Genomic DNA, 24,884 nt, shown 5'->3' with positions numbered 1-24,884 from the left:
TTTTTCCTGCAAAGGGGGCTATATGCAGGGTCCGCGTAACATCCTCATCGTCGAAGACGAGCCATTGATCGCCATGATGCTCGAGGATTTCCTCGACGCGCTGGACCGCGTGCCGGCGGGAACCGCCGATACCGTGGCGGAGGCGCTGGACCGGATCGGCGCGGGCGGCATCGACGCGGCGATCCTCGATGTGAACCTGCGCGGCGGCGAGCAGAGCTGGCCGGTGGCCGACAAGCTGGCCGAACTCGGCATCCCCTTCGTGCTGGCGACCGGTGGTGCCGATGACAGCATCGCGCCGCTGCATCGTGATCGTCCGGTCCTTTCCAAGCCGTTCACGCTCGATCGCGTCGACAAGGTGCTCAGCACGCTCAGCTGACGTCTGCGCCAAGGGTGCGCGGGCAAGGGTTGTGCGCGGGGCAGGGGCAACGCTAAAGCCCCTGTCACCATGACCGAACTCCCCAAGACCTTCGACCCCGCCGACATCGAATCCCGCTGGTACGCCCATTGGGAAGACGAAGGCCTGTTCCGCCCCGAGCGCGAGGGCGCCGAGCCCTGGACGATCGTCAACCCGCCGCCCAACGTGACGGGCAGCCTGCACATCGGCCACGCGCTCGACAACACGTTGCAGGACATCCTCGTCCGCCACGCGCGGCTCAAGGGCAAGGACGCGCGCTGGGTGGTCGGCACCGACCATGCCGGCATCGCGACGCAGATGGTGGTCGAGCGCCAGCTCAACGCCGCGGGGAGCAAGCGCACCGATTTCACCCGCGAGGCCTTCGTCGACAAGGTGTGGGAATGGAAGGCCGAGAGCGGCGGGCAGATCACCCGCCAGCTGCGCCGGCTCGGCTGCTCGATGGACTGGGCGAACGAGCGCTTCACCATGGACGAGGGCTTCTCCAAGGCCGTCCTCAAGGTGTTCGTCGAGCTCCATCGCCAGGGCCTGCTCTATCGCGACAAGCGCCTGGTGAACTGGGACCCGGGCCTCGGCACCGCGATCTCGGACCTCGAGGTCGAGACCAAGGAAGTCCGCGGCAACTTCTGGCACCTGCGCTATCCGCTGGCGGACGGATCGGGCTTCATCCAGGTCGCGACGACGCGCCCGGAGACGATGCTGGCCGACATGGCGGTCGCCGTGCATCCCGAGGACGCGCGCTACAAGGCGCTGATCGGCAAGCAGGTTCGGCTTCCGATCACCGGCCGCCTGATCCCGATCGTCGGCGACGAACATGCCGATCCGGAACTGGGCTCGGGCGCGGTGAAGATCACGCCGGGACATGATTTCAACGACTTCGAGGTGGGTATTCGCGCCGGCATCAAAGCTGGCGAGATGCTCAACATGCTCGATGCCAAGGCGGCGATCTGCCAGACGCAGGACGGGTCGGTCCCGGCCGAGCTGATCGGGCTTGATCGCTTCGAGGCGCGCAAGGCAATCGTCGCTCGGCTGAAGGACGAGGGCTTCCTCGTGCCGTTCGTCGACAAGGAAGGCGCCGAGCACGATGCCGAGCCCCGCACGATCCAGACGCCCTATGGCGATCGCTCGGGCCAGGTGATCGAGCCGTGGCTGACCGACCAATGGTATGTCGACGCCGCGACGCTCGCCAAGCCGGCGATCGAGGCGGTCCGCTCGGGCGCGACCAGGATCGTGCCGAAGAGCTGGGAAAAGACCTATTTCAACTGGATGGAGAACATCCAGCCCTGGTGCGTCAGCCGCCAGCTCTGGTGGGGGCACCGGATTCCGGCGTGGTTCGATGCCGACGGCAAGCCCTATGTCGCGGAGACCGAGGAAGAGGCGCAGGCACAGGCAGGCGAGGGCGTAGCGCTCACCCGCGATCCCGACGTGCTCGATACCTGGTTCTCCTCGGCGCTGTGGCCGTTCGCGACGCTCGGCTGGCCCGAGAACAGCGACCCGACGCTCGGCGGGCGCTATTCGAACGACGTGCTCATTTCCGGCTTCGACATCCTGTTCTTCTGGGATGCGCGGATGATGATGCAGGGCTTGCACTTCATGAAGGAAGTGCCGTTCAAGACCTTGTATCTGCACGGTCTTGTCCGCGCAGCCGACGGTCAGAAGATGTCCAAGTCCAAGGGCAACACGGTCGATCCACTGGGCATGATCGACAAGTATGGCGCCGACGCGCTGCGCTTCTTCATGGCGGCGATGGAGAGCCAGGGCCGCGACATCAAGATGGATGAGAAGCGGCTCGAGGGCTATCGCAACTTCGCGACCAAGCTGTGGAACGCTGCGCGCTTCTGCCAGGCCAATGGCATCTCGGCCAGCAAGCATCTCGAGGCGCCGACGGCGGAGCTGGCGGTCAACCGCTGGATCATCGCGGAAACCATCGCGACGGTGCAGGCGCTGGACCTGGCGCTGGTCGATCTGCGCTTCGACGAGGCGGCGAACAGCATCTACCAGTTCGTCTGGAGCCGCTTCTGCGACTGGTATCTCGAACTGATCAAGCCGGTGCTGCAGGGCGAGGGCGTTGCCGCCGCCGATGCGGAAGAGACGCGCGCCGTTGCCGGCTGGGCGCTCGACCAGATCCTCGTCATGCTCCACCCGTTCATGCCCTTCATCACCGAAGAGCTGTGGTCGAAGATGGGCCCGCGCGACCATGACCTGATCGTCGCGAAGTGGCCGATGGCCGATGCCCGTGCGCTGGATCCGTCGGCGGCGCAGGAGATCGACTGGCTGATCCGACTGGTGAGCGAGATCCGCGCCGCGCGGACCGAACTCAACGTGCCGCCGGGCGCGCGCCTGCCGCTGCACGTCCGCGATGCCTCGCCCGAAACGGCGGCTCGGCTGATCGGACAGGAAGCGGCGCTGGCACGGCTCGGCCGCGTCGATCAGGCGCAGGGCGATGCCCCTGCCGGCGGCGCGCTGCAGCTCGTCGTCGACGAGGCGACCTTCGTGATGCCGCTTGGCGACGTGGTCGACCTCGAAGCCGAGCGCGCCCGCCTCACTAAGGCGATCGCCGCGGCCGAGAAGGAGCGGGATGGGCTGGCCGGGCGGCTCGGCAATCCGAGCTTCGTCGAGCGCGCCAAGCCCGAGGCGGTGGAGAAGGCCCGCGCCGATCACGCCGAGAAGGCGGCCGAGGCCGAGCGGCTCTCGGCGGCGCTGGCGCGGCTGGGGTAATCTAGACCAAGTCCCCCTCAACCGTCCGCGCCGAAGACGGTGGGAAGGGTGAGGGGGACTGGCTTAGGTTTGGACGGCCGCCGGCACCATCACATCGATTACCGCCGGCGCGATCTTCGCGGTCACCGGCGTTTCGGCCAGCACCTCGCCATCGATCGAGATCGGCAGCACCGGCTCGGTCGCGACGCGCAGCGATTGCCCGCGAAACGTGACGGTATCCTCCTTGCGCGCCTCCAGCCGCAGCACCGAAGCCGCCCAGTTGCGCACCAGCCGCGCCTTGGTCGGGCCCTTCACCACTTGCACGACGATCTCGCCCGAGGTCACCCCGGCTTCGTCAACCAGCTCGGTGCCGCCATGGAACGGGCCGTTGGAGATCCGCACCTCCACAGCGCGCAGCCTTTGGGCATCAGCGCCCTCGCCGACGATCACTGTGAACGGCTTGAATTTCAGGAACTGGAGCGCCGCCCAGCTGAGATAGCCCATCCGCCCGAACCAGCGTTTGGCGTTGTGCGGCACGGTCTCCGCGATCTGCGGCGAGAGGCCGATTGCGGCGGTGCTCGCATAATAATCATCGTTGATCATGCCCAGATCGATCCGCTTGGCAATGCCCTGCAGGATCGCATTCACCGCACCGTCGACGTCGAGCGGAATGCCGAGCGATCGGGCGAAGCTGTTCGCGGTGCCGAGCGGTAATACGCCCAGCGTCACGCCGGTGCCGACCAACTTGTCCACCAGCCCGCTTACCGTCCCGTCGCCGCCGCCGAGGATCACCAGTTCTGGCTTCTTCGCCAGCGCCTTGTCCAGCGTCGCCTCCAGCTGGTCCGGGTCGTCCACCGCATGCGCGTCGACCGCCATCGCCTGCCCGTGGAATCGAGCGCAGGCGCGGTCGAACCAGTCCTGGCCGTGGCGGGACTTGGTGTTCACGATCATCGCCGCCGACTGGAACTGCATGCTACCCCCTCGATTGATGACGGTCCCGTAACGCACGGCTGCCGAGATCGGGTCCGGCTGCCCTGTTCTTCGGTACAGGTCGCCTTCGGCTGAACTTGCGCGTTTGTGCGCCTATGACCGCTCCCGTTCTCCTCTGGTTCCGCCGCGATCTTCGCCTCGCCGATCAGCCCGCCCTTGCGGCGGCGGTCGATGCGGGCACCGTGATCCCGGTCTACATCCTCGATGACGAAACGGCGAAGCACCGGGCGATGGGCGGCGCCTCGCGCTGGTGGTTGCACCATAGTCTTTCGGCGCTCGACGCCGCGCTGCGTGCGAAGGGATCGCGGCTGGTCCTGCGTCGTGGCAGGAGCGACGAGGAGCTTGCCCGGCTTGCGGAGGAGGTGGGGGCAGAGGCGGTCCATTGCCTCCGGCACTATGAACCCTGGTGGCGCAATGCCGAGCGGGCGGTGGCGAAGCGGCTGACGCTCTGCTGCCATGACGGGAACTATCTGCTGCCGCCCGGCACGGTGACGAGCGGGTCTGGCACGCCTTACAAGATCTTCACGCCCTTTTGGCGGACGCTGCGCGAGCGCCTGCCGCCGGCCGAGCCCCTACGCGTGCCGCAGCGGATCGCCGCGCCCGCAAAATGGCCGGCGAGCGACTCGCTGGACGATTGGCAGCTGCTGCCTTCCGCTCCCGACTGGGCCGCCGGCTTTCGCGAAGAATGGGAACCGGGCGAAGCGGGTGCGCACAAGCGGCTCCGTCGGTTCAAGGATCACGCCGCGCGGTACGACGATACGCGAAATCTTCCCTCGATCGAGGGCAGCTCGCGCCTCTCGCCGCACCTCCATTTCGGCGAGGTTTCGCCGGCGCAGGTCTGGCATGCACTCGAGGGCGCGGGCGGGCAGGTGGAGGAATATCTGCGCGAGCTGGGCTGGCGGGATTTCGCCCAGAACCTGATCTGCCAGTTTCCCGATTATGCCGCGAAGAACGGCCGCCCTGCCTTCGACGCGATGGAATGGCGGACCGGCAAGGCGGCCAAGGCCGACCTGCGCGCCTGGCAGCGTGGGCAGACTGGCTACCCCATCGTCGATGCCGGCATGCGCCAGCTCTGGGCGACCGGCTGGATGCACAATCGCGTGCGGATGATCGCGGCCAGCTTTCTGATCAAGCATCTGCTGATCGACTGGCGCGAGGGGGAGCGCTGGTTCTGGGATACCCTGGTCGATGCGGACTATGGCAGCAACACCGTGAATTGGCAGTGGGTGTCGGGTTCCGGCGTCGATTCGAGCCAGTGGAGCCGGGTGATGGCGCCGCTGACCCAATCGGAGAAGTTCGATGCGGCGGGCTATATCCGGCAATGGGTGCCGGAGCTGGCGAGGCTGCCGGACGCCGCGATCCATGATCCCGAGGAAGCGGGATGCCGCCCGCCCGACTATCCAGCCAAGCGCATCAGCCATCGCGATGCCCGCGACCGTGCGCTTGCCGCGGGTCGGGCGATCCGCTGAGGGACTTGCCCCGCGCGATCAGGCGTGCATGAAGCGCGGCATGAATGCTCCGGGGCAGGATACTGTACGAGTCGCTGTGCGCGGCTCCGGGCCGCTGGCTCTTTTCGGCCATTTCTTTCATCGTCAGCTCGATCGGCTGGACCGTGGCATCGCCGAAGGCAGCCTCGAAGTGCATACGCCGGACGGGCAGGCGCGGCTTTTGGGCGGGAGCGCTCCGGGGCCGGCGGCGATCGTGGCGCTGCACAGCTGGCGCGCGCTGGTGCGGCTGGCGACCGGCGGGTCCTCGGGCTGGTACGAGGCCTGGGAAAAGGGCGAATGGTCGAGCCCTGATCCGGTGCAGCTGTTCGCACTGTTCGGCCGCAACCGCGCCGGGCTGGCGGGACAGGCGCGCTCGCGCGGGCTCTCGCTGCTGCCGCGCCGGCTGATGCACTGGATGCGCCGCAACCATCGCGGCGGGTCGCGCAAGAACATCGCCTTCCACTACGACCTCGGCAACGATTTCTATGCGCCCTGGCTCGATGCCGGCATGAGCTATTCGAGCGCGATCTTCGGCGATGCGGACGCGGGTCTGGTGGCAGCGCAGGAAACCAAGCTGCAGGCGATCCTCGATCGCACCGCCACGAAGCCCGGCGACATGATCCTGGAGATCGGCTGCGGCTGGGGGTCCTTTGCGGAGCTGGCACTGCGCCAGGGGCGCAAGCTGCACGGCATCACGCTATCGACCGAGCAGATGGCCTGGGCCGAGGCGCGGACCGCCGGACTGGACGGCGCCCGTTTCAGCCTTACCGATTATCGCGACGTGACCGGCCAGTATGACGCGGTCGCCAGCATCGAGATGGCGGAGGCGGTGGGCCGCGAATATTGGCCGGCCTATGTCTCGGCCATCGCACGGGCGCTGAAGCCGGGCGGCCGCGCCGCGCTGCAGGTGATCACCTTCGACGATACGATGTTCGAGGGCTATGCCCGCAACGTCGACTTCATCCAGACCTATGTCTTCCCCGGCGGCATGCTGCTCAAGGAAAGCGAGTTCCGCGCGCTTGCCGAGGCGGAGGGTATGGAGTGGCGCGATCGCCACGCCTTCGGGCTCGATTATGCCGAGACGCTGCGGCGCTGGCGCGAACGCTTCGATGCGGCCGCCGCGGCCGGCCTGCTGCCGGCGCAATTCGACGCGCGCTTCGTGCGGCTGTGGCGCTATTATCTGATGTACTGCGAGGGCGGCTTCCGGGGCGGCGGGATCGACGTGATCCAGATGACGCTGGTGAAGCGGGGCTGACCCCGCTTCCGCCGGCATGTCAGCCGCAGCGGGCGTCGGTGATCGTGCCGGTCTTGTCGACGTGCAGGTTCAGCCGGTCGACGCGGAAGTCCATCGTCACGGCCGAGCCCGGCTCGATCCAGCGAATGCGGTTGGCACCCGAATGGCGCAGCGCCTCGCCCTCGTCGATCGCGGCGCGCTGCTTGCCCTTCAGATACTGGATCCGATTCGCGTCGCACTCCACCATCGCCGGAATGGGCTCGGCCTTCGGCTTGGGCGCGCAGCCGGCAGCACCGGCGAGCAGGGCCAGAAAGAGGGTGCGGCGGATCATGCGGGTTCCTCCGTGCGGCTCATCTTGAGCTTGCCGTTGCGCACCGCGAAAGCGAGCTGGCCTTCCACCAGGGCAAGCGCGTCGCGACCGAACTGTTCGTAGCGCCAGCCCTCAAGGATCGGCAGGTCCTTGCGGACCCCGGCGGCAAGGGCCTCCAGATCCTCCGACCGTGCGAGCAGGCGCGGGGCGACGTTGACTTCCTTGGCGCGGATCTTGAGCAGCAGCTTGAGCAGGTCGGCGACGAGCGCGCCGTCCTTGCCGAGCGCGGGCTTGCGCTCCTCGCGGCCGGGCATTTCGTCGGCCGGCATCGGCTTGGCATTGGCGAGCGCGTCCATCATCCGCCCGCCGATGTCGTTGCCCGCCCAGGCGGCGGAGAGGCCGCGCACCTTGGCGAGGTCGCTCTGCTTGCGCGGCGGGTTGGCGGCGAGGTCGGCCAGCGTCTCGTCCTTGACGATGCGGCCGCGCGGCAGGTCCTTGCCCTGCGCCTCCAGCTCGCGCCAGCGGGCGAGCGCCTTGAGGCGGCCGAGCACCTCGGGCTTGCGGCTGTTGATGCGGACGCGCTGCCACACCTGGTCGGGATCGTTGCGATAGTTCTCCGGATCCGAGATGCGCTCCATCTCCTGGTCCAGCCAAACGCCGCGGCCCGACTTACGCAGCTTTTCCAGCATCTTGGGAAAGATCTTGGAGAGGTGGGTCACGTCGGCGATGGCATAGTCGATCTGGCGCTTGTCGAGCGGGCGGCGCGCCCAGTCGGTGAAGCGGGCGCCCTTGTCGACGACGATGCCGAGATAGGTGTCGACGAGGTTGGAATAGCCGATCTGCTCGCCCTGGCCGAGCGCCATCGCGGCGACCTGGGTGTCGAACATCGGGTGCGGGGTCTTGCCGGTGAGGTTGTAGACGATCTCGATGTCCTGGCCGCCGGCGTGGAACACCTTGAGCACGTCCTCATTGTCGACCAGCAGGTCGAGCAGGGGGCCCATGTCGAGATCCGGGGCCATCGGATCGATCGCCGCGGCCTCCTTGTCGTTCGCCACCTGGATCAGGCAGAGCTCGGGCCAGTAGCTGTTTTCGCGCATGAACTCGGTGTCGACCGTGATGAAGTCGGACTTCGCGAGGCGTTTGCAGAGATCGGCGAGGGTGACGCTGTCTTCGATCAGACCATGAATGTGCATCGCATGCCCATATACCGGTCTTCGGGTTGACAAAAGTGGGGTGTGACCGGAATGCGCGCGGTCATAGTGTTTCAATATCGTCGCGCCGGCCCGATCCGGCACCGCCGAGCGTGGCGGGAAGACGCCAAGGTGAGAAGAACCGCATCATGCACGCCTATCGCACGCACACCTGCGCCCAGCTCCGCTCCGCGGATGTCGGGCAAACCGTCCGCCTGTCGGGCTGGGTGCACCGCAAGCGCGACCATGGCGACCTGGTGTTCGTCGATCTGCGCGATCATTACGGCATTACCCAGATCGTCACCGACGCGAGCGGCCCGGCCTTCGAGGCGATCGAGTCGCTGCGCTCCGAGTCGGTGATCACCGTCACCGGCACGGTCGTCGCGCGCGATGCCAGCGTGGTGAACCCGAACCTGCCGACCGGCGAGATCGAGGTCCGCGCCGCCGAGGTCACCGTCCAGTCGGCCGCCGCCGACCTGCCGATGCCGGTGTTCGGCGAGCAGGAATATCCCGAAGAGATCCGCCTGCGGAACCGCTATCTCGATCTGCGCCGCGAGAAGGTCCACAAGAACATCCTGCTGCGCTCGAACGTGATCGCGTCGCTGCGCAGGCGTATGATCGACCAGGGCTTCACCGAGTTCCAGACGCCGATCCTCACCGCGTCGAGCCCCGAGGGCGCGCGCGACTATCTCGTCCCCAGCCGCGTCCATCCGGGCAAGTTCTACGCGCTGCCGCAGGCGCCGCAGATGTTCAAGCAGCTGCTGATGGTCGCCGGCTTCGACCGCTATTTCCAGATCGCACCCTGCTTCCGCGACGAGGACGCGCGTGCCGATCGCAGCCCCGGTGAATTCTACCAGCTCGATTTCGAGATGAGCTTCGTCACCCAGGACGACGTGTTCGCGGCGATCGAACCGGTGCTGCACGGCGTGTTCGAGGAGTTCGCCGACTGGGAGGGCATGGGCCGCAGCGTCAGCGCGCTGCCGTTCAAGCGCATCCCGTACCGCGAATCGATGCTCAAATACGGCAACGACAAGCCGGACCTGCGCAACCCGCTGGTGATCACCGACGTGTCGGACTTCTTCAAGGGCTCGGGCTTCGGCCGCTTCGCCTCGATCGTGGAAGGCGGCGACGTGGTCCGCGCGATCCCGGCGCCGCGCACCCACGAGAAGAGCCGCAAGTTCTTCGACGACATGAACAGCTGGGCGCAGTCGGAAGGCTTCCCCGGCCTCGGCTATGCGACGCAGAAGGACGGCGTGTTCGGCGGCCCGATCGCCAACAACCACGGCCAGGACGGCATGAAGGCCATTGCCGAAGCGATGGGCCTCGGCCCGAACGACGGCATCTTCTTCGCCGCCGGCAAGGAAGCCCAGGCGGCCAAGCTCGCCGGCCTGGCGCGCACCCGCGCCGCCGAGCAGCTCGAGCTGATCGACAAGAAGCGCTTCGAATTCTGCTGGATCGTCGACTTCCCGATGTTCGAATATGACGAGGACGCGAAGAAGGTCGATTTCAGCCACAACCCCTTCTCGATGCCGCAGGGCGAGTTGGAGGCGCTGGAGACCAAGGACCCGCTCGACATCCTCGCCTTTCAGTACGACATCGTCTGCAACGGCATCGAGCTGTCCTCGGGCGCGATCCGGAACCACAAGCCCGAGATCATGTACAAGGCGTTCGAGATCGCGGGGTATACCCAGGCCGATGTCGACACGAACTTTGCGGGCATGATCAACGCCTTCAAGTTCGGCGCCCCGCCGCACGGCGGCTCGGCGCCGGGCGTCGACCGCATCGTGATGCTGCTCGCCGACGAGCCGAACATCCGCGAGGTGATCGCCTTCCCGATGACACAGAAGGCCGAGGACCTGATGATGCACGCGCCGTCGGCGGTGAGCGACAAGCAGCTCAAGGAACTGCACATCCGCCTGGCGCCGGGCGTCGACGGCCCCAAGGCCGGCTGAGCGGAGGCGGGCGGTCATGCGCGTCGCGGTGTTCAACACCAAGGCCTATGATCGCCGCTTCCTTGCGCAAGCCAATGCCCGCTTCGGGCATGACCTGACCTTTCTCGAACCCCGCCTCGATGCGCTGACCGCCACGCTGGCGGCGGGGCACGCGGCGGTTTGTGTTTTCGTGAACGATGGCGTCGATGCGACCGTGCTGGAGGCGCTGGCGAAGGTCGGCGTGCGGCTGGTGGCGCTGCGCTGCGCCGGCTTCAACAATGTCGACCTGGTTGCGGCGGAGCGGCTGGGCATCACGGTGGTGCGGGTGCCCGCCTATTCTCCGCATGCCGTTGCCGAGTTCACCGTCGGTCTGCTGCTGGCGGTCGACCGGCAGATCCCGCGCGCCTGGTCGCGGGTGCGGGAGAACAATTTCGCGCTCGACGGGTTGATCGGCCGCAACCTGCACGGCCGCACCGTCGGCGTGGTGGGCACCGGCAAGATCGGCGCGCTCGTCGCCCGGGCGCTGCGGGCTGGATTTGGCTGCACCGTGCTGGCGAGCGACCTCCACAGCGATCCTGATCTGGAGGCGATCGGCGTCCGCTATGTGCCGCGCGATGAACTGCTGCGCGCGGCGGAAATCGTTACGCTACACTGCCCGCTTACGCCCGACACCCATCGGCTGATCGACGCGCAGGTGATCGCCGAGGCGCGGGACGGGCTGGTGATCGTCAACACCAGCCGCGGGGCGCTGATCGACACCGCGGCGCTGATCGATGGACTGAAATCTCGCAAGGTGCGGGCGGTGGCGCTCGACGTCTATGAGCAGGAGGCGGACCTGTTCTTCGAGGACCTGTCGAACGAGATCATCGCCGATGACCAGTTCCAGCGCTTGCTCACCTTCCCCAATGTGCTGGTGACCGGCCACCAGGCCTTCCTCACCGAAGAGGCGCTGTCGGCCATCGCCGAGACGACGCTCGCCAGCATCAGCGATTTCGAAGCGGATCGTCCGCTCGCCAATCGCGTCGATGCAGCCTTGATCGCGCCGCCGCGTTGAGCAGCGCCATGACCATCGATCTTTCCGAATATGAGGCAGGCGAGCCCTTCGACGGCGATTACGAGGCCGAGCTTGCCAAGCTCCAGAAGCGGCTGAGCCATATCCAGACTGCGCATATCATCCACAAGCGCCGCGCGATCGTGGCGTTCGAGGGCTGGGACGCGACGGGGAAGGGCGGGGTGATCAAGCGTCTCACCGCGGAGTGGGACCCGCGCTATTACGAGGTCTGGCCGATCTCGGCGCCGACCCAGGAGGAGCTGTCGCATCATTTCCTCTGGCGCTTCTGGCAGCGGCTGCCGGCGCAGCACAATATCGCGGTGTTCGACCGCACCTGGTACGGCCGCGTTCTCGTCGAGCGCGTCGAAGGCTATGCCAGCGAGAGCGACTGGCGGCGCGGCTATGCCGAGATCAACGATTTCGAGGCGCAGCAGGTCAACAACGGCGCGACCCTCGTCAAGATCTTCCTGCACGTGACGCAGAAGACTCAGGACAAGCGCCTGCGCGACCGGCTGGAACATCCGTGGAAGCGCTGGAAGACCGGCATGGACGATTTCCGCAACCGCGCGCGCCGGGCCGACTATCTCGATGCGATGCACGAGATGTTCCACGAGACCGACACGCCGCACGCGCGCTGGACGGTGATCGACGGCAACAACAAGAAGGCTGCCCGCATCGCCGCGCTCACCGCCATCGCCGAGCAGCTGGAAAAGCACGTGCCGATGGTGCCGCCGGAACTCGATCCGGCGGTGGTGAAGGTGGCGACCGAGGCGCTGGGGAAGTTCTAAAGATCCTCCCCGAAACGGGGAGGGGGACCATGCGCAGCATGGTGGAGGGGGATCGCAGCGAGCGAGTCCGGTGTGTATACCCCCCTCCATCACTGCCTTCGGCGGCGGTCCCCCTCCCCGTGCCGGGGAGGAGTTTAGAAGTTATGCCGCCGCGAACGTTCCGTCGTCGCCCATCACGTGCAGCACGCCATCGGCAATGGCGAAATAGGCGCCGTGGATGGTCAGCTTGCCCGCCGCCTCGCGCTCGGTGACGAACGGGAAGGTGCGCAGGTTGCGCATCGAGACGCGGACGGTCTCATGCTCCATCGCCCGCACCGCCTCCGGCCCCTCGCCATGTTCGGCGCGGACCTTGTCGCGGGCTTCGTCGAGCATGTCGACCCAATGCGCGATGAATCCGCCCTCGCCATGATCGGCATCGGCGAAACGCTGGGTGAGGGCGGCATGCGCGCCGCCACAGGCGCCATGCCCCATCACCACGATCTCGGGCACCTCAAGCTGCGTCACCGCGAACTCCAGCGCCGCCGACACGCCGTGCCGGCCGCCGCCGATCTCGAACGGCGGGACCAGGTTCGCGACGTTGCGCACCACGAAGATCTCGCCCGGCAAGGTATCGAAGATCTGCGCCGGATCGACCCGGCTGTCGGAGCAGGCGATCACCATCACCTTCGGGCTCTGCCCTTCGGAAAGCTCGGCCCAGCGCGCGCGCTGCGTGCTCCAGCCTTCGTTGCGGAAGCGGCGATAGCCGTCGAGGAGTGCGTTGAATCCAGCCATATGCTCTGCCTATCCCTGCTGTTGGGCCGTGTCGACAGCCCGAACGTTCAATGCCCGGTTACGCTCCCTGCAACGCCATGCGCAATTTCCGGGACTGGCGAAACCCGTTCGGGCGCTCTATCTGCCCCCCATGAACGAGCAGACTCCGCTGGCCCGGCCCGAACGCCTCCGCAAGCCCGACTGGATCCGCGTCAAGGCGCCCACCTCCGAGGGGTTCGCCAAGACCCGTGCGCTGATGCGCGCCAAGAACCTGACGACGGTGTGTGAAGAGGCCGCCTGTCCGAATATCGGCGAGTGCTGGACCAAGAAACACGCGACGGTGATGATCCTGGGCGACGTCTGCACGCGCGCCTGCCGCTTCTGCAACGTCAAGACCGGCATGCCGCGCAAGGTCGATCCGCTGGAGCCCCAGCACGTCGCCGAGGCGGCGGTGCAGATGGGCCTGGAGCATATCGTGATCACCTCGGTGGACCGCGACGATCTGCCCGACGGCGGCGCCAGCCAGTTCGTCAAGGTGATCGAGGCGATCCGCAAGGCGAGCCCGACCACCACGATCGAGATCCTGACCCCCGATTTTCGCAACAAGCACGAGGCCGCCGTTGAGGCGATCGTCGCGGCGCGGCCGGACGTGTACAACCACAATTTGGAAACCGTCCCCAGGCTCTATCCGATGATCCGCCCGGGCGCGCGCTATTACGCGTCGCTGCGGCTGCTGGAGACGGTGAAGCGGCTCGATCCGTCGATCTTCACCAAGTCGGGCATCATGCTCGGCCTGGGCGAGCAGCGCCTGGAAGTCCACCAGGTGATGGACGACATGCGCTCGGCCGATATCGATTTCCTGACCATGGGCCAGTATCTCCAGCCGACGCCGAAGCATGCCAAGGTCGAGGAGTTCGTGACCCCGCAGAACTTCCAGGCGTACGGCGCGATCGCCCGGGCCAAGGGCTTCCTGCAGGTCGCCTCGACCCCGCTCACGCGTTCCAGCTATCACGCCGGCGAGGATTTCGCCGAGATGCGCGCGGCCCGCGAGGCCAAGCTGGCGAAGGCGAGCGCCAAGGCCTGATGCCCAAGCACAGCGAAACCCGGCAGCTCCCCTATACGCCGGAACAGATGTTCGATCTGGTGGCAGACGTTGCGCGCTACCCCGAGTTCCTGCCTTGGGTGAGCGCGATGCGCGTCCGCTCGTCGAGCGACACCCAGGTCGTCGCGGACATGATCGTCGGCTTCAAGGGGCTGCGCGAGACCTTCACCTCGCGCGTCACCAAGGCGCGGCCCGAGACCGTCCATGTCGAATATGTCGACGGGCCGCTCAAGCATCTGTCGAACGACTGGACGTTCCGGCCCGACGGGCAGGGCGGCTGTTACGTCGATTTCTGCGTGGACTTCGCGTTCAAGAACCGGGTGTTCGAGATGCTGGCGGGACAGGTGTTCGACCGCGCGCTCCGCAAGATGATCGGTGCGTTCGAGGAGCGCGCGGCGAAGCTTTATGCGGGGTCGGGTTCTTCGGCGACTGGCGCCTCGGGCGACGGCATCAGCAGGTCGAGCGCACACAACGCCGCCTGAAGGCGGATGCCGCCGCGGCCATTGTCCTCGAAATGCCGCGCGTCGGCGACGACATGCTTGGGATCGGCGCCGCGGATCGCCTGGGCGAACACGACGGTGCCGACCGGCTTGTTCTCGGTCGCCCCGCCCGGCCCGGCGATGCCGGTGATGGCGACGGCGACATCCGCCTTGGTGCGTTCCAGCACGCCCTGCGCCATGCTCCACGCCACCGCGATCGAGACCGCGCCGAAGGTTTCGAGCACGTCCAGGCTCACCTTCAGCACGTCCATCTTGGCGTCATTGGAATAGGTGACGAAGCCGGCGTCGAAGACGTCGGACGAACCCGGCAGCTCGGTCAGCGCGGCGGAGACCAGGCCGCCGGTGCAGCTTTCGGCAACGGCGACGCGGCGGCCGGCAATACGGTTCGCGTCAATGACCTTGCGCGCGGCTTCTACGAGTTCGGTGGGAAGAATCGTGTCCATAACGGCAGCCCCCTTGCCATTGGATGATCGGTTGTACGAGTCAGTTCCTTGCAGGCACGCGTACGGTAGCGACAGCCTGCGCCGCCATGCCCTCGCCGCGGCCGGTGAAGCCGAGACGCTCTGTCGTGGTGGCTTTCACACTCACCTGTCCCGGATCGAGACCCAGGATCGCGGCAATCGAGGCGCGGATCGCCTCGCGGTGCGGGCCGATCTTGGGCGCCTCGCAGATCAGCGTGAGATCGACGAAGTCGAGGATGCCGCCTTCGGCCGTGACCAGCGCGGCGGCATGTTCGAGGAAGCGCGCCGAAGCCGCGCCGCGCCACTGCGGGTCGCTGGGCGGGAAGTGCATGCCGATATCGCCCGCGCCGATCGTGCCGAGCAAAGCATCGGTGATCGCATGCAGCGCCACGTCGGCGTCGCTATGGCCGGATAGGCCCTTGCTGTGCGGGATGCGAACGCCGCCGAGCCAAAGCGCCTCGCCCTCGGCGAAGCGGTGGACATCATAGCCGGTGGCGGTGCGGACGCGCATGGCGGAGCCCAGGCGCGTTTCGGCGGCGACGAAATCGGCGGGATGGGTGATCTTTTCGAGCATCGGGTCTCCGGGAACAAGAGCGACCTGGCCGCCGATCGCGCGCAGCATCTGGGCGTCGTCGGTCGCCTCCTGGTCCGTGGGCCAGCGGCGGTGCGCGTCGAGAATGGCGTCGAAGGCGAAGGCCTGCGGGGTCTGGACGCGGTAGAGATCGGCACGCGGCACGGTGTCGCCGACCAGCACGCCTTCGCCGCGTACCAGCGTGTCGGCGACGGGGAGGGCGGGGATCGCGCCGCCTTCGGCATCCAGGCTGTTGAGCAGGTCGTCGATCACGCGCGCCGGCAGGAAAGGTCGAGCGGCGTCATGGATCAGGACATGGGTGAAGCCGCCGGCAAGCAGCGCCTCCAGCCCGTTCCGCACCGACTCGCGCCGCGTGGCGCCGCCTGTGACGAAGGGCGTGGTGCCCAGCGCGGCTTCGAGCAGCGCCTCCTGACCTTCGCCGATCACGGTCAGCACCGCATCGATCCTGGGGTGGCTGGCGAGTGCCCGATGAGCGTAAGCGAGCAGCGGCTTGCCGCCGAGCAGCGCATATTGCTTGGGCACGCTCCCCCCGGCGCGGGTGCCGCTGCCGGCGGCGACGAGGATGGCGGCGGTCCTGAACGCGGTCATGCGGAGCGCCTAGCGAAGTTTGCGGGCAAGCGGTAGGGCCGCTGGGGACAGGCAATGCTATGTCACGGCCGCGCGAACTTCTGCGACCTTGCCCTTCGCGCCTCGCATCGCTACATCGCGTGCCTGATTTTCAGGCAGAATTGATGCGCGAACTCGCCCCCATCCAGATCGGCCCCGTGCGGGTCGAAGCCCCCGTGCTGCTCGCGCCGATGACCGGCGTGACCGACCTGCCGTTTCGGCGCGCGGTGCGTCGCTTCGGCTCGGGCCTCAACGTCACCGAGATGATCGCCAGCGCCGCCGCGATCCGCGAGACGCGGCAATCGGTGCAGAAGGCGGCCTGGGACCCGATCGAGGAGCCGGTGTCGATGCAGCTGGTCGGCTGCACCCCGCACGAGATGGCGGAAGCGGCCAAGCTCAACGAGGATCGCGGCGCCGCGATCATCGACATCAACATGGGCTGCCCGGTCCGCAAGGTGACCAACGGCGATGCCGGCTCTGCGCTGATGCGCGATCTCGACCATGCCGGCGCGATCATCCGCGCCTGTGTCGATGCGGTGAAGGCGCCGGTGACCGTCAAGATGCGGATGGGCTGGGATCTCGACAGCCTCAATGCGCCTGACCTCGCCAAGATCGCGCAGGATCTCGGCGCCAAGCTGGTGACGGTCCATGGCCGCACCCGCAACCAGATGTATCGCGGCAGTGCGGACTGGAGCTTCGTGCGACGGGTGAAGGATGCCGTCTCGATCCCGGTGATCGTCAACGGCGACATCTGCTCGGTGGCCGATGCCCGCGAGGCGCTGGCGCAGTCGGGCGCGGACGGCGTGATGATCGGCCGCGGTGCCTATGGCAAGCCGTGGATCCTCCGCCAGGTGATGGACGCGCTGACGGGCAAGGGCGACAAGCCCGAGCCTTCGATCGAAGAACAATATCGCGTGATCACTGAGCATTATGTCGAGACGCTCGGCCATTATGGCAACGAGGTCGGCGTCAACATGATGCGCAAGCATCTCGGCTGGTACACCAAGGGCCTGCACGGCTCGGCCGAGTTCCGCAACAAGGTCAACCAGGTCGTCGATCCGGTGAAGGTGCTCGATATGCTGGCGGAGTTCTACGAGCCGTGGCTTTCCCGCGCGGCGGCCTGAAGCGGTTCCGCCCGCAAACCGTCGAAGAACCCAGTTTCGCCGAGCTGTTCGGCGCGCTGCCGGTGGCGGTGCTGGTGCTCGATCCCGACGGGCGCATCGCGCATGCCAACCCCGCCTGCGAGGTGCTGCTCAACCATAGCGAAACGAGCATGGTCGGCCAGCCCTATGACGCGGTGCTGCTGCCGCCCGAGGATTATGCCGACCGCCGCGACGGACGCGGTTTCGCGGCGTTCGACGCCGAGATCGAGGCGGTGCGCGGCGCGCGGTTGCGGGTCGATTTCCTCGAAAGCCAGGTGGCGGACCATCCCGGCTGGCGGATCGTGACCCTCCATCACGCCCCCCAGGCCCGCAAGATGAACCACGGCCTTGATCGCACCGCCGGCGCGCGCGCGGCGATCGGCGCGGCGGCGATGCTGGGGCACGAGATCAAGAACCCGCTGTCGGGCATCCGCGGCGCCGCACAACTGCTCCAGAGTGGCGGCGATCCGGAAACCAACGATGAGCTCACCCGACTGATCACCACCGAGGTCGACCGCATCGCCGCGCTGATCGATCGGATGCAGGACTTCACCGACACGCGTCCCCTCGATCTCGCCCCGACCAACATCTATCCGCTGCTCGGTCATGGCCGTCGCGTGGCGCTGGCCGGGTTCGCGCGCGGCATGGTGATCGAGGAGTGGTTCGATCCGTCGCTGCCGCCGGTGCTGGTCGATCGCGACGCGTTTCTCCAGGTGCTGATCAACCTGCTCAAGAACGCAGCCGAGGCGCTGAGCGGCCTCGCGCAGCCGCGGATCATCCTGTCGACCGCCTTCCGCCACGGCATGTCGGTCAATGCCGGCCCGGGCCAGCCGCGCCGGCCGCTGCCGATCGAGATCTGCGTGATGGACAACGGTCCCGGCGCCCCCGCCGACATCGCCGAGCATCTGTTCGAGCCGTTCGTTTCGGGCAAGCCGGAGGGCAAGGGGCTGGGGCTCCCCCTCGTCGAGAAACTGGTGCGGGACATGGGCGGGATCGTCCAATATGCCCGCGAACGCGAACCGGAGGTCACGGTGTTCCGCATCCTGTTGCCGCGAGCCTCGGCATGACGCCGGGTTCGGTTCTGGTCGTCGACGACGACGCCGCGATCCGCACCGTCGTCGCCGCCGCGCTCAAGCGCGAGGGGCACCGCGTTGCCACCGCCGCGAGCGTCGCCGAGCTGCGCCGCGCGCTGACCACCGGCGTGCCCGACGTGCTGGTGACGGACGTTGTTCTGCCCGACGGCAACGGGCTGGATGTCGTGTCGGGCCTGATGGCCGAGCATCCGGCGCTGCCGGTGATCGTCTTCTCGGCACAGAACACGCTGGCGACGGCCGTCCGTGCCACGGAAGTCGGCGCCTTCGACTATCTCCCCAAGCCGTTCGATCTCGATGCGCTTACCCATGCGGTGCAGAGCGCGATCGCACGCGGCCGCCGGCGCCCCGCCGACCAGCCCGATGCCGAGCAGGGCGGGGGCCCCTCGCTGATCGGCCGCTCGCCGGCGATGCAGGAGGTGTACCGGGTGATCGCCCGCGTCGTCTCCAACGACCTTACCGTGCTGATCAGCGGCGAATCGGGGACCGGCAAGGAGCTGGTCGCCAAGGCGATCCACGATCTCGGGCCGCGCCGCCGCGCGCCGTTCGTGGCGCTCAACATGGCAGCGATCCCGCGCGAGCTGATCGAGGCCGAGCTGTTCGGCCATGAACGCGGCGCCTTCACCGGCGCGCAGGCGCGCGTCGCCGGCAAGTTCGAGCAGGCGGCGGGCGGCACTTTGTTCCTCGACGAGATCGGCGACATGCCGATGGACGCGCAGACCCGGCTGCTGCGCGTGCTCCAGTCGGGCGAGTTCACCACCGTCGGCGGCGCGCGGACGATCCGCGCCGATGTCCGCATCGTCGCCGCGACCAACAAGGATCTCGCGCAACTGGTGCAGGCGGGGCAGTTCCGCGAGGATCTGTTCTATCGGCTCAACGTCGTGCCGATCAGCCTGCCGGCGCTGCGCGAACGCCGACAGGACATTCCGCTGCTCGCCCGCCACTTCCTAGACCGCGCCGTCGAGGACGGGCTGCCGCGCAAGCAGCTCGACAAGGATGCGGTGGCGCTGCTCGAGACGCTCGACTGGCCCGGCAATGTCCGCGAGCTCGAGAACCTGATGCGTCGCATCGCCGCGCTCTCCCGAGACGAGTGGATCGACGCCGCCGCGCTCCGCCGTGCGCTGGGGGATGGTGGCGGCACCCTGCCGGTCGTGCGGGACGCCGGGATCGAAGCGGCCATCCGTGCGCGGCTGGAGCGGATCGCACTGGAAGAGCCGCGGGCGCTGGACGACGGCACCCTCTACGATCGCATCATCGGCGAGGTGGAGCGGCCGCTGATCGAGATGATGCTGGCGCGTCATCAGCAGAACCAGCTTCGTGCTGCCCGCGCCCTGGGCATCAACCGTAATACGCTGCGCAAGCGACTGGATACATTGGGAATAGCGGCTCGCGGGGACGAAACGGCAAGTTAGGAAACGTGATATGCGCCGGATCGACGCGTTGGCGTGACAATCCGGCAATATTATGTGTTCTTTTGGCCACAATCCCTGTGTATCACAGGCGCAATGGTCGCCGTAGCTCCAACGAGTCTCGATAGCCCTGAGGATTGGTCGCGCCCCAGCCGGGCGTTTCGGCTGGTGGAACTCTTCGTGCTGGCGCTCGCCGTCGCGACGCCGATCGTCACCTTCTGGTATGTTCGCCAGCATTCGAACCAGCAGCTGTTCAGCCCCGGCGTCGCGGCCGCGCTGCTGCTCGTCAATCTGCTGCCCTATGTCGCGCTGATCGTGCTGGTCGGCCGCCGGATCGCACTCAAGCGGACGGCGCGCTCGGCACTGGCGGGCGGGGGGCGGCTGCATGTGCGGTTGGTGGCGGTGTTCTCGCTGATGGCCAGCGTGCCGATCGTGCTGGCGGTGATCGCCGCATCGATCATGTTCCAGTCGGGCGTCCAGCTCTGGGGATCCGAACGCGCGCGCGCCGCCCTCACGTCCACCCAGGCGCTGGCCAACGAGGGCAAGGCGCTGGTGATCCAGCGCTGGAAAAGCGAAGCGCGGCAGATGGTGAGCGACATGCTCGAAACCGCGGCCAAGGTGCCCGAGCGTTCCGCCGTGTTCGAGGACTGGTTCCTCCGCCAGACCTATTTCCGCCAGTTCTTCCAGTCGGTGCTGTTCCGGGTGATCGACGGCAAGCGGGTCGAAGCGCTCTATGCCTATGAAGCGCCCTCCGCGCCCACCTTCACGCGACGTGTCTCGGGCAAGGTGCTGAAGGTGCTGCGCGATCAGGACAGCTTCATCAACTACGACTCCGAGGTGGTTTGGGTGGTGACACCGGTCGACCGAGCGGCGAACCTGTTCCTCTATGTCGCCACGCCCAACAATGTCGACTTTCTCAATCGCCAGAACCTCGCCTCGGACCGGATCGGGCACGAATATACCGCGCTGATCGCCCGCTCGCGCTCGCTGCAGTTGCAGTTCAACGCGGTGTTGTTCGGCGTCGCGCTGCTAATCGTCGGCATCGCCACCTGGATCGCGCTGGCGGTGGCGGACCGGCTGGTGCGCCCGGTTGACCAACTCGTCCAGGCGGCGGGGCAGGTGGCGGACGGCGATCTCAGCGCCCGGGTGCCGACGCCGGAAACGATCGACGAGATCGCCACGCTCGGCATCGCCTTCAACAGCATGACCGAGCGCCTACAGGACCAGACCAACGCGCTGGTCACCGCCAACGCCCAGCTCGACAGCCGCCGGGCGCTGATCGAGGCAGTGATGTCGGGCGTGTCGGCGGGCGTGATCGCGATCGGCGGCGACCACCGCGTGCGGCTGATCAATGCCTCGGCGATCGCGCTGCTGCGCCAGCATACCGAGCAACCCGTCGGCCAGCCGCTCGAGATGCTTGCCCCCGAACTGGAAGTGATGCTTGCCAGCGGCGAGCGCGAGGGAATCGTGCAAGTCGCGAGCGGTGGTGAGGCACGAACGCTGGCGGTGAAGGTGACCTCGGATGAGGGCGGCCAGGTGCTGACCTTCGACGATATCACCCAGCAGCTCAATGATCAGCGGCGCGCCGCTTGGGCCGACGTCGCCCGCCGCATCGCGCACGAGATCAAGAATCCGCTCACTCCGATCCAACTCGCCGCCGAACGGCTCCAGCGCCGCTATGGCAAACAGGTCGATCAGAGCGACGGCGTATTCGCGCGGCTGACCGACACGATCGTTCGCCAGGTCGGCGATCTGCGGCGGATGGTCGACGAATTCTCGTCTTTCGCCCGCATGCCCAAGCCGATGTTCCGGCGCGAGTCGCTGCTCGACATTGCCCGCCAGGCGATGTTCCTCCACGAAGTGGCGCACCCGGCGCTGCGCTTCACGCTCGACGCGCCCGATCCGGCGCCCTCGCTGGTGTGCGATCGCCGTCAGATCGGCCAGGCGCTGACCAACATCGTCAAGAACGCGGTCGAGGCGATCGAGACGCGCGACGAGGCGGCCGGGCAGGGGGCGGATCTGCCGCAGGGCGAGGTGCACCTTACCATCCGGCCCGACGGGGAGGACAAGCTCGTCCTCATTCTCGCCGACAATGGCGTCGGCCTGCCGGTGGAGCGGGACCGGATTGTCGAACCCTATATGACGACGCGCAGCCGGGGCACCGGCCTGGGTCTCGCGATCGTGAAGAAGATCGTAGAGGAACATTGCGGCACGATCGGCTTTGCCGACCGCCCAGGCGGCGGCACCCGCGTGACCCTGTGCTTTGATACCGCGATGCTGGCGAGCGTTGCGCTGACCGACACGCCGGACGACGCAAAGGATGCGCGCCCGGCGATGCTCACCCGAACCGGAAGCAGAACATGAGCCTGGACATTCTCGTCGTCGACGATGAGCGCGACATCCGCGAACTGGTAGCCGGCGTGCTGGAGGACGAAGGTTACGCCACCCGAAACGCCGCCGACAGCGACTCCGCGCTGGAAGCGATCGCCGAACGCCGGCCCAGCTTGGTGCTGCTCGATGTGTGGCTGCAAGGCTCGCGGCTCGACGGGCTGGAACTGCTGGACGAGATCAAGCGGCGCGACCCGTCGATCCCGGTGCTGGTGATCTCCGGTCATGGCAATCTCGACACGGCGGTGGCGGCGATTCGGCGCGGTGCCTCCGACTTTATCGAGAAGCCGTTCGAGGCGGAGCGGCTGCTGCTGATGGTCGCGCGCGCGACGGAGACCGAGCGCCTCCGCCGCGAAGTCGCCTCGCTGCGCGCGGTGGCTGGGCGCGGGACCGATCTGCAGGGCACCTCGACCGCGATCAACACCGTCCGCGCGACCCTGAAGCGCGTCGCCTCCACCGGCAGCCGGGTGCTGATCACCGGTGGCGCGGGCGTCGGCAAGGAAGTTGCCGCCCGGCTGCTCCACGGCTGGAGCCAGCGCGCCGACGCGCCTTTCGTGATCGTCAGCGCCGCGCGGATGACGCCCGAGCGGGTCGACGAGGAACTGTTCGGCGTCGAGGAAAGCGGCGACCTCGTCCGCCCCGGCCTGCTCGAGCAGGCGCATGGCGGCACGCTGTTCCTAGACGAGATCGCGGACATGCCGGTCGCGACCCAGGCTCGCATCCTGCGGGTGCTGACCGACCAGAGCTTCAGCCGCGTCGGCGGTACCCGTGTGGTGAAGGTGGACGTCCGCGTCGTCTCGGCCACCGCGCGCGACCTGATGGCCGAAATCGCCGGCGGCCGCTTTCGCGAGGATCTCTACTACCGGCTCAATGTGGTGCCGGTGCCGATCCCGCCGCTGACCGATCGCCGCGAGGACATCCCCGCGCTGGTCGAGCATTATGTCGCCCATTATGCCTCCGAGCGCCGTGTGCCGACGCCGGAGATCGCAGCCGACGCGATGGTTGCGCTGCAGAGCTATGACTGGCCGGGCAATGTCCGCCAGCTTCGCAACGTCGTCGAGCGGACCGTGATTCTGGCGCCCGGCGACCGGATCGGCCGCATCGACGTCGATCTGCTGCCCCCGGAGGTGCTCGGTCGCCAGAACGAGAGCGGCAGCGGCATGGCGTCGAACGCGATCATGGGCGCCCCGCTCAAGGAGGCGCGCGAGAGCTTCGAGCGCGAATATTTGCGCGTCCAGATCCGCCGCTTCTCGGGTAACATCTCGCGAACCGCCAGCTTCATCGGCATGGAACGCTCGGCGCTGCACCGCAAGCTCAAGCTGCTCGGCATCACCGACGCGCGCGAGGATTGACTAGCGATAGGCAATGTGGACGCGCGCTTCGGGAGTATAGCCCTTGAGGTAGGTCGGCATACGGATCGCCGTCTCGTGCCAGGTCGGCACTGGCACGCGCCTCCGGCCTTCAACCAGCATTGCCGATGCGATTGGGCGGCTGAGTTCCTGATACAGCCCGATCTTCGAACTAGCGCAGCCGCCGACCATGTCGAACATCCCGGCTACTACTACGGAGGTTGATTGCCGCGCGATAGCCCATCCCACCCTGCATTGCACTTGGAGATCCCCCAGGCGAAGGTCGGCAGGACTGGTTTGCGGGGAGATGACCCAGGGCCGTATGCGAATCGGTGCCGGGCGGCCGATATGGATGAGGCGCCAGTCTTCGCCGACGACAACAGGAACGCGAATGCGATGGTTGGCGCCGATCGGCAGCGGCAGCCGGGTCCGACCATCGAACAGCGCCAGTTGCACGCCCGCAAGCGAGGGATCCCTGCCGCGTGCCGAAACTTCGAACCATAGCTCGCTTTCTGGCGCGAAGGAGGGCCGGTATTTCCGGAAAGCCTTCAGCGCAGCGGCAAATTCCTTGTGTGTCAGCGTATAGTCGCGGCTGCCCCCCGTAACGACGATCTCCTCGTCGCTACCGGCAGCGTCATGCGGCGACGCCGGTGCCGCAACTGCGCAAACAAAGGTGACTGTGCTGACGATCTTGAACATGCCCATCTCCCCATGACAGCGTTCGTTTCACCAGTCGAACTCGGCGAAAGTGCGACGCTGTCCTGTCTCGAAAGGGTCCTAGCGGGCCTATGGACGGAAGCCCCGCAAGCCCCTAGATTGCAGCCCGGCGCCGGGGTGGCGCCGACCCTGACGCCGGGAACGGCGCATCGCGGGACAAATCCCGCCAAGAACAAATGGAGCCACCATATGGCAGAGAAGCAGACTTCGCTTCAGGACCTGTTCCTCAACTCACTGCGCCGGTCGAAGACGCCGGTGACGATGTTCCTCGTCAAGGGCGTCAAGCTCCAGGGGATCGTCACCTGGTTCGATAATTTTTCGGTGCTGCTCCGCCGCGACGGCCAGTCGCAGCTGATCTACAAGCATGCCATTTCCACCATTATGCCGTCGGGCCCGATGGATCTTGCCGCGTTGCTGGATGCGGCCGGCGAATATCAGCACAAGAACCCGGTGCTGCAGGAAATCTTCCTCAACGCGGTCCGCAAGCAGCAGGAAAACGTCACCATGTTCCTGGTGAACGGCGTGATGCTGCAGGGCCAGATCGCCGCGTTCGACCTGTTCTGCATGCTGCTCCAGCGCGAGGGCATGGCCCAGCTGGTCTACAAGCACGCGGTTTCCACCGTGCAGCCCGCGCACCCGCTGAACCTCGCCGAGGAAACCAATAGCGGCGAGGACGATTGATCCTCG

Annotated in this window: 22 protein-coding genes; 15 read left to right on the top strand and 7 right to left on the bottom strand. The window is 67.1% G+C overall.

Features of this window, described 5'->3' with window-relative positions:
• The first annotated feature begins 22 nt into the window (after positions 1–22).
• Positions 23–376 carry a response regulator gene (locus tag S2M10_RS06335; RefSeq protein ID WP_064312884.1) on the top strand — a complete coding sequence of 118 codons (354 nt, stop codon included), beginning with the start codon at positions 23–25 and terminating at the stop codon, positions 374–376.
• A gap of 69 nt (positions 377–445) precedes the next feature.
• Entirely contained in the window at positions 446–3,130 is a 2,685-nt protein-coding gene (locus tag S2M10_RS06330; RefSeq protein ID WP_168845351.1) for a valine--tRNA ligase, read from the top strand.
• 63 nt (positions 3,131–3,193) lie between these two features.
• On the opposite strand, the gene S2M10_RS06325 is transcribed toward S2M10_RS06330, so the two are convergent.
• The gene (locus S2M10_RS06325) at positions 3,194–4,081 is read right to left on the bottom strand and encodes a diacylglycerol kinase family protein (RefSeq protein WP_168845350.1); all 888 of its coding nucleotides are present in this window, start codon (positions 4,079–4,081) and stop codon (positions 3,194–3,196) included.
• Between the two features lie 113 nt (positions 4,082–4,194).
• Between S2M10_RS06325 and S2M10_RS06320 the strand changes: the two genes are divergently transcribed.
• Together S2M10_RS06320 and S2M10_RS06315 are read left to right on the top strand one after the other, a co-directional pair.
• Entirely contained in the window at positions 4,195–5,568 is a 1,374-nt protein-coding gene (locus tag S2M10_RS06320) for a deoxyribodipyrimidine photo-lyase (RefSeq protein WP_168845349.1), read from the top strand.
• A gap of 40 nt (positions 5,569–5,608) precedes the next feature.
• Entirely contained in the window at positions 5,609–6,841 is a 1,233-nt protein-coding gene (locus S2M10_RS06315) for a cyclopropane-fatty-acyl-phospholipid synthase family protein (RefSeq protein ID WP_168845348.1), read from the top strand.
• A gap of 19 nt (positions 6,842–6,860) precedes the next feature.
• Here S2M10_RS06315 and S2M10_RS06310 read toward each other — a convergent pair whose 3' ends face one another.
• Positions 6,861–7,151, bottom strand: coding sequence for an I78 family peptidase inhibitor (locus S2M10_RS06310; protein ID WP_168845347.1), 291 nt, complete (start codon positions 7,149–7,151; stop codon positions 6,861–6,863).
• Positions 7,148–8,323, bottom strand: coding sequence for a ribonuclease D (gene rnd / locus S2M10_RS06305; protein WP_168845346.1), 1,176 nt, complete (start codon positions 8,321–8,323; stop codon positions 7,148–7,150). The genes S2M10_RS06310 and rnd overlap by 4 nt, the downstream gene beginning before the upstream one ends.
• Before the next feature lie 146 nt (positions 8,324–8,469).
• Between rnd and aspS the strand changes: the two genes are divergently transcribed.
• From aspS to S2M10_RS06290, 3 genes are read left to right on the top strand one after another with little or no spacing between them, the layout of a single operon-like run.
• Positions 8,470–10,272 carry an aspartate--tRNA ligase gene (aspS, locus tag S2M10_RS06300; protein WP_168845345.1) on the top strand — a complete coding sequence of 601 codons (1,803 nt, stop codon included), beginning with the start codon at positions 8,470–8,472 and terminating at the stop codon, positions 10,270–10,272.
• A gap of 16 nt (positions 10,273–10,288) precedes the next feature.
• On the top strand, positions 10,289–11,305 hold the full coding sequence (locus S2M10_RS06295; protein WP_168845344.1) for a 2-hydroxyacid dehydrogenase: 1,017 nt from the start codon (positions 10,289–10,291) through the stop codon (positions 11,303–11,305).
• Between the two features lie 8 nt (positions 11,306–11,313).
• The gene (locus S2M10_RS06290) at positions 11,314–12,090 is read left to right on the top strand and encodes a polyphosphate kinase (RefSeq protein ID WP_168845343.1); all 777 of its coding nucleotides are present in this window, start codon (positions 11,314–11,316) and stop codon (positions 12,088–12,090) included.
• A gap of 141 nt (positions 12,091–12,231) precedes the next feature.
• Here the strand turns inward: S2M10_RS06290 and S2M10_RS06285 are convergent, their stop codons facing one another.
• Entirely contained in the window at positions 12,232–12,861 is a 630-nt protein-coding gene (locus tag S2M10_RS06285; protein WP_168845342.1) for a carbonic anhydrase, read from the bottom strand.
• Between the two features lie 130 nt (positions 12,862–12,991).
• Between S2M10_RS06285 and lipA the strand changes: the two genes are divergently transcribed.
• Together lipA and S2M10_RS06275 are read left to right on the top strand one after the other, a co-directional pair.
• On the top strand, positions 12,992–13,924 hold the full coding sequence (gene lipA, locus S2M10_RS06280) for a lipoyl synthase (RefSeq protein ID WP_168845341.1): 933 nt from the start codon (positions 12,992–12,994) through the stop codon (positions 13,922–13,924).
• Entirely contained in the window at positions 13,924–14,424 is a 501-nt protein-coding gene (locus tag S2M10_RS06275; RefSeq protein ID WP_168845340.1) for a type II toxin-antitoxin system RatA family toxin, read from the top strand. Before lipA ends, S2M10_RS06275 begins: the two co-directional genes overlap by 1 nt.
• Here the strand turns inward: S2M10_RS06275 and S2M10_RS06270 are convergent.
• The gene (locus tag S2M10_RS06270; protein WP_168845339.1) at positions 14,346–14,885 is read right to left on the bottom strand and encodes a CinA family protein; all 540 of its coding nucleotides are present in this window, start codon (positions 14,883–14,885) and stop codon (positions 14,346–14,348) included. The two genes, S2M10_RS06275 and S2M10_RS06270, sit on opposite strands and share 79 nt — an antisense overlap.
• 40 nt (positions 14,886–14,925) lie before the next feature.
• Positions 14,926–16,083 (bottom strand): bifunctional 2-C-methyl-D-erythritol 4-phosphate cytidylyltransferase/2-C-methyl-D-erythritol 2,4-cyclodiphosphate synthase, encoded by a 1,158-nt coding sequence (locus tag S2M10_RS06265; RefSeq protein ID WP_168845338.1) that lies wholly within the window; start codon positions 16,081–16,083, stop codon positions 14,926–14,928.
• A 143-nt stretch (positions 16,084–16,226) separates the two neighbouring features.
• Here S2M10_RS06265 and dusB point away from each other — a divergent pair, with 143 nt between their 5' ends.
• From dusB to S2M10_RS06240, 5 genes are all read left to right on the top strand, one after another.
• Positions 16,227–17,225 (top strand): tRNA dihydrouridine synthase DusB, encoded by a 999-nt coding sequence (gene dusB / locus S2M10_RS06260; protein WP_168845337.1) that lies wholly within the window; start codon positions 16,227–16,229, stop codon positions 17,223–17,225.
• Complete coding sequence (locus S2M10_RS06255; RefSeq protein ID WP_168845336.1) at positions 17,201–18,310, top strand: ATP-binding protein; 1,110 nt, start codon at positions 17,201–17,203, stop codon at positions 18,308–18,310. The genes dusB and S2M10_RS06255 overlap by 25 nt, the downstream gene beginning before the upstream one ends.
• Positions 18,307–19,746, top strand: a complete 1,440-nt coding sequence (gene ntrC / locus S2M10_RS06250) for a nitrogen regulation protein NR(I) (RefSeq protein ID WP_168845335.1) — start codon at positions 18,307–18,309, stop codon at positions 19,744–19,746. The genes S2M10_RS06255 and ntrC overlap by 4 nt, the downstream gene beginning before the upstream one ends.
• A gap of 165 nt (positions 19,747–19,911) precedes the next feature.
• Positions 19,912–22,107, top strand: coding sequence for an ATP-binding protein (locus S2M10_RS06245; protein ID WP_348770540.1), 2,196 nt, complete (start codon positions 19,912–19,914; stop codon positions 22,105–22,107).
• A complete protein-coding gene (locus tag S2M10_RS06240; RefSeq protein ID WP_168845333.1) occupies positions 22,104–23,483 on the top strand; it encodes a sigma-54 dependent transcriptional regulator in 1,380 nt (459 codons plus the stop codon). The genes S2M10_RS06245 and S2M10_RS06240 overlap by 4 nt, the downstream gene beginning before the upstream one ends.
• Here the strand turns inward: S2M10_RS06240 and S2M10_RS06235 are convergent, their stop codons facing one another.
• Entirely contained in the window at positions 23,484–24,179 is a 696-nt protein-coding gene (locus S2M10_RS06235) for a hypothetical protein (RefSeq protein WP_168845332.1), read from the bottom strand.
• On the opposite strand from S2M10_RS06235, the gene hfq reads away from it, so the two are divergent.
• Entirely contained in the window at positions 24,117–24,878 is a 762-nt protein-coding gene (hfq, locus tag S2M10_RS06230) for an RNA chaperone Hfq (protein ID WP_348770539.1), read from the top strand. The two genes, S2M10_RS06235 and hfq, sit on opposite strands and share 63 nt — an antisense overlap.
• Positions 24,879–24,884: the final 6 nt, after the last annotated feature.

The organism is Sphingomonas sp. S2M10 (assembly GCF_012650175.1).
GTDB lineage: Bacteria > Pseudomonadota > Alphaproteobacteria > Sphingomonadales > Sphingomonadaceae > Sphingomonas.
Note: the sequence above shows the minus strand (reverse complement) of the source record. Positions and strands in the feature narration are given on the sequence as shown.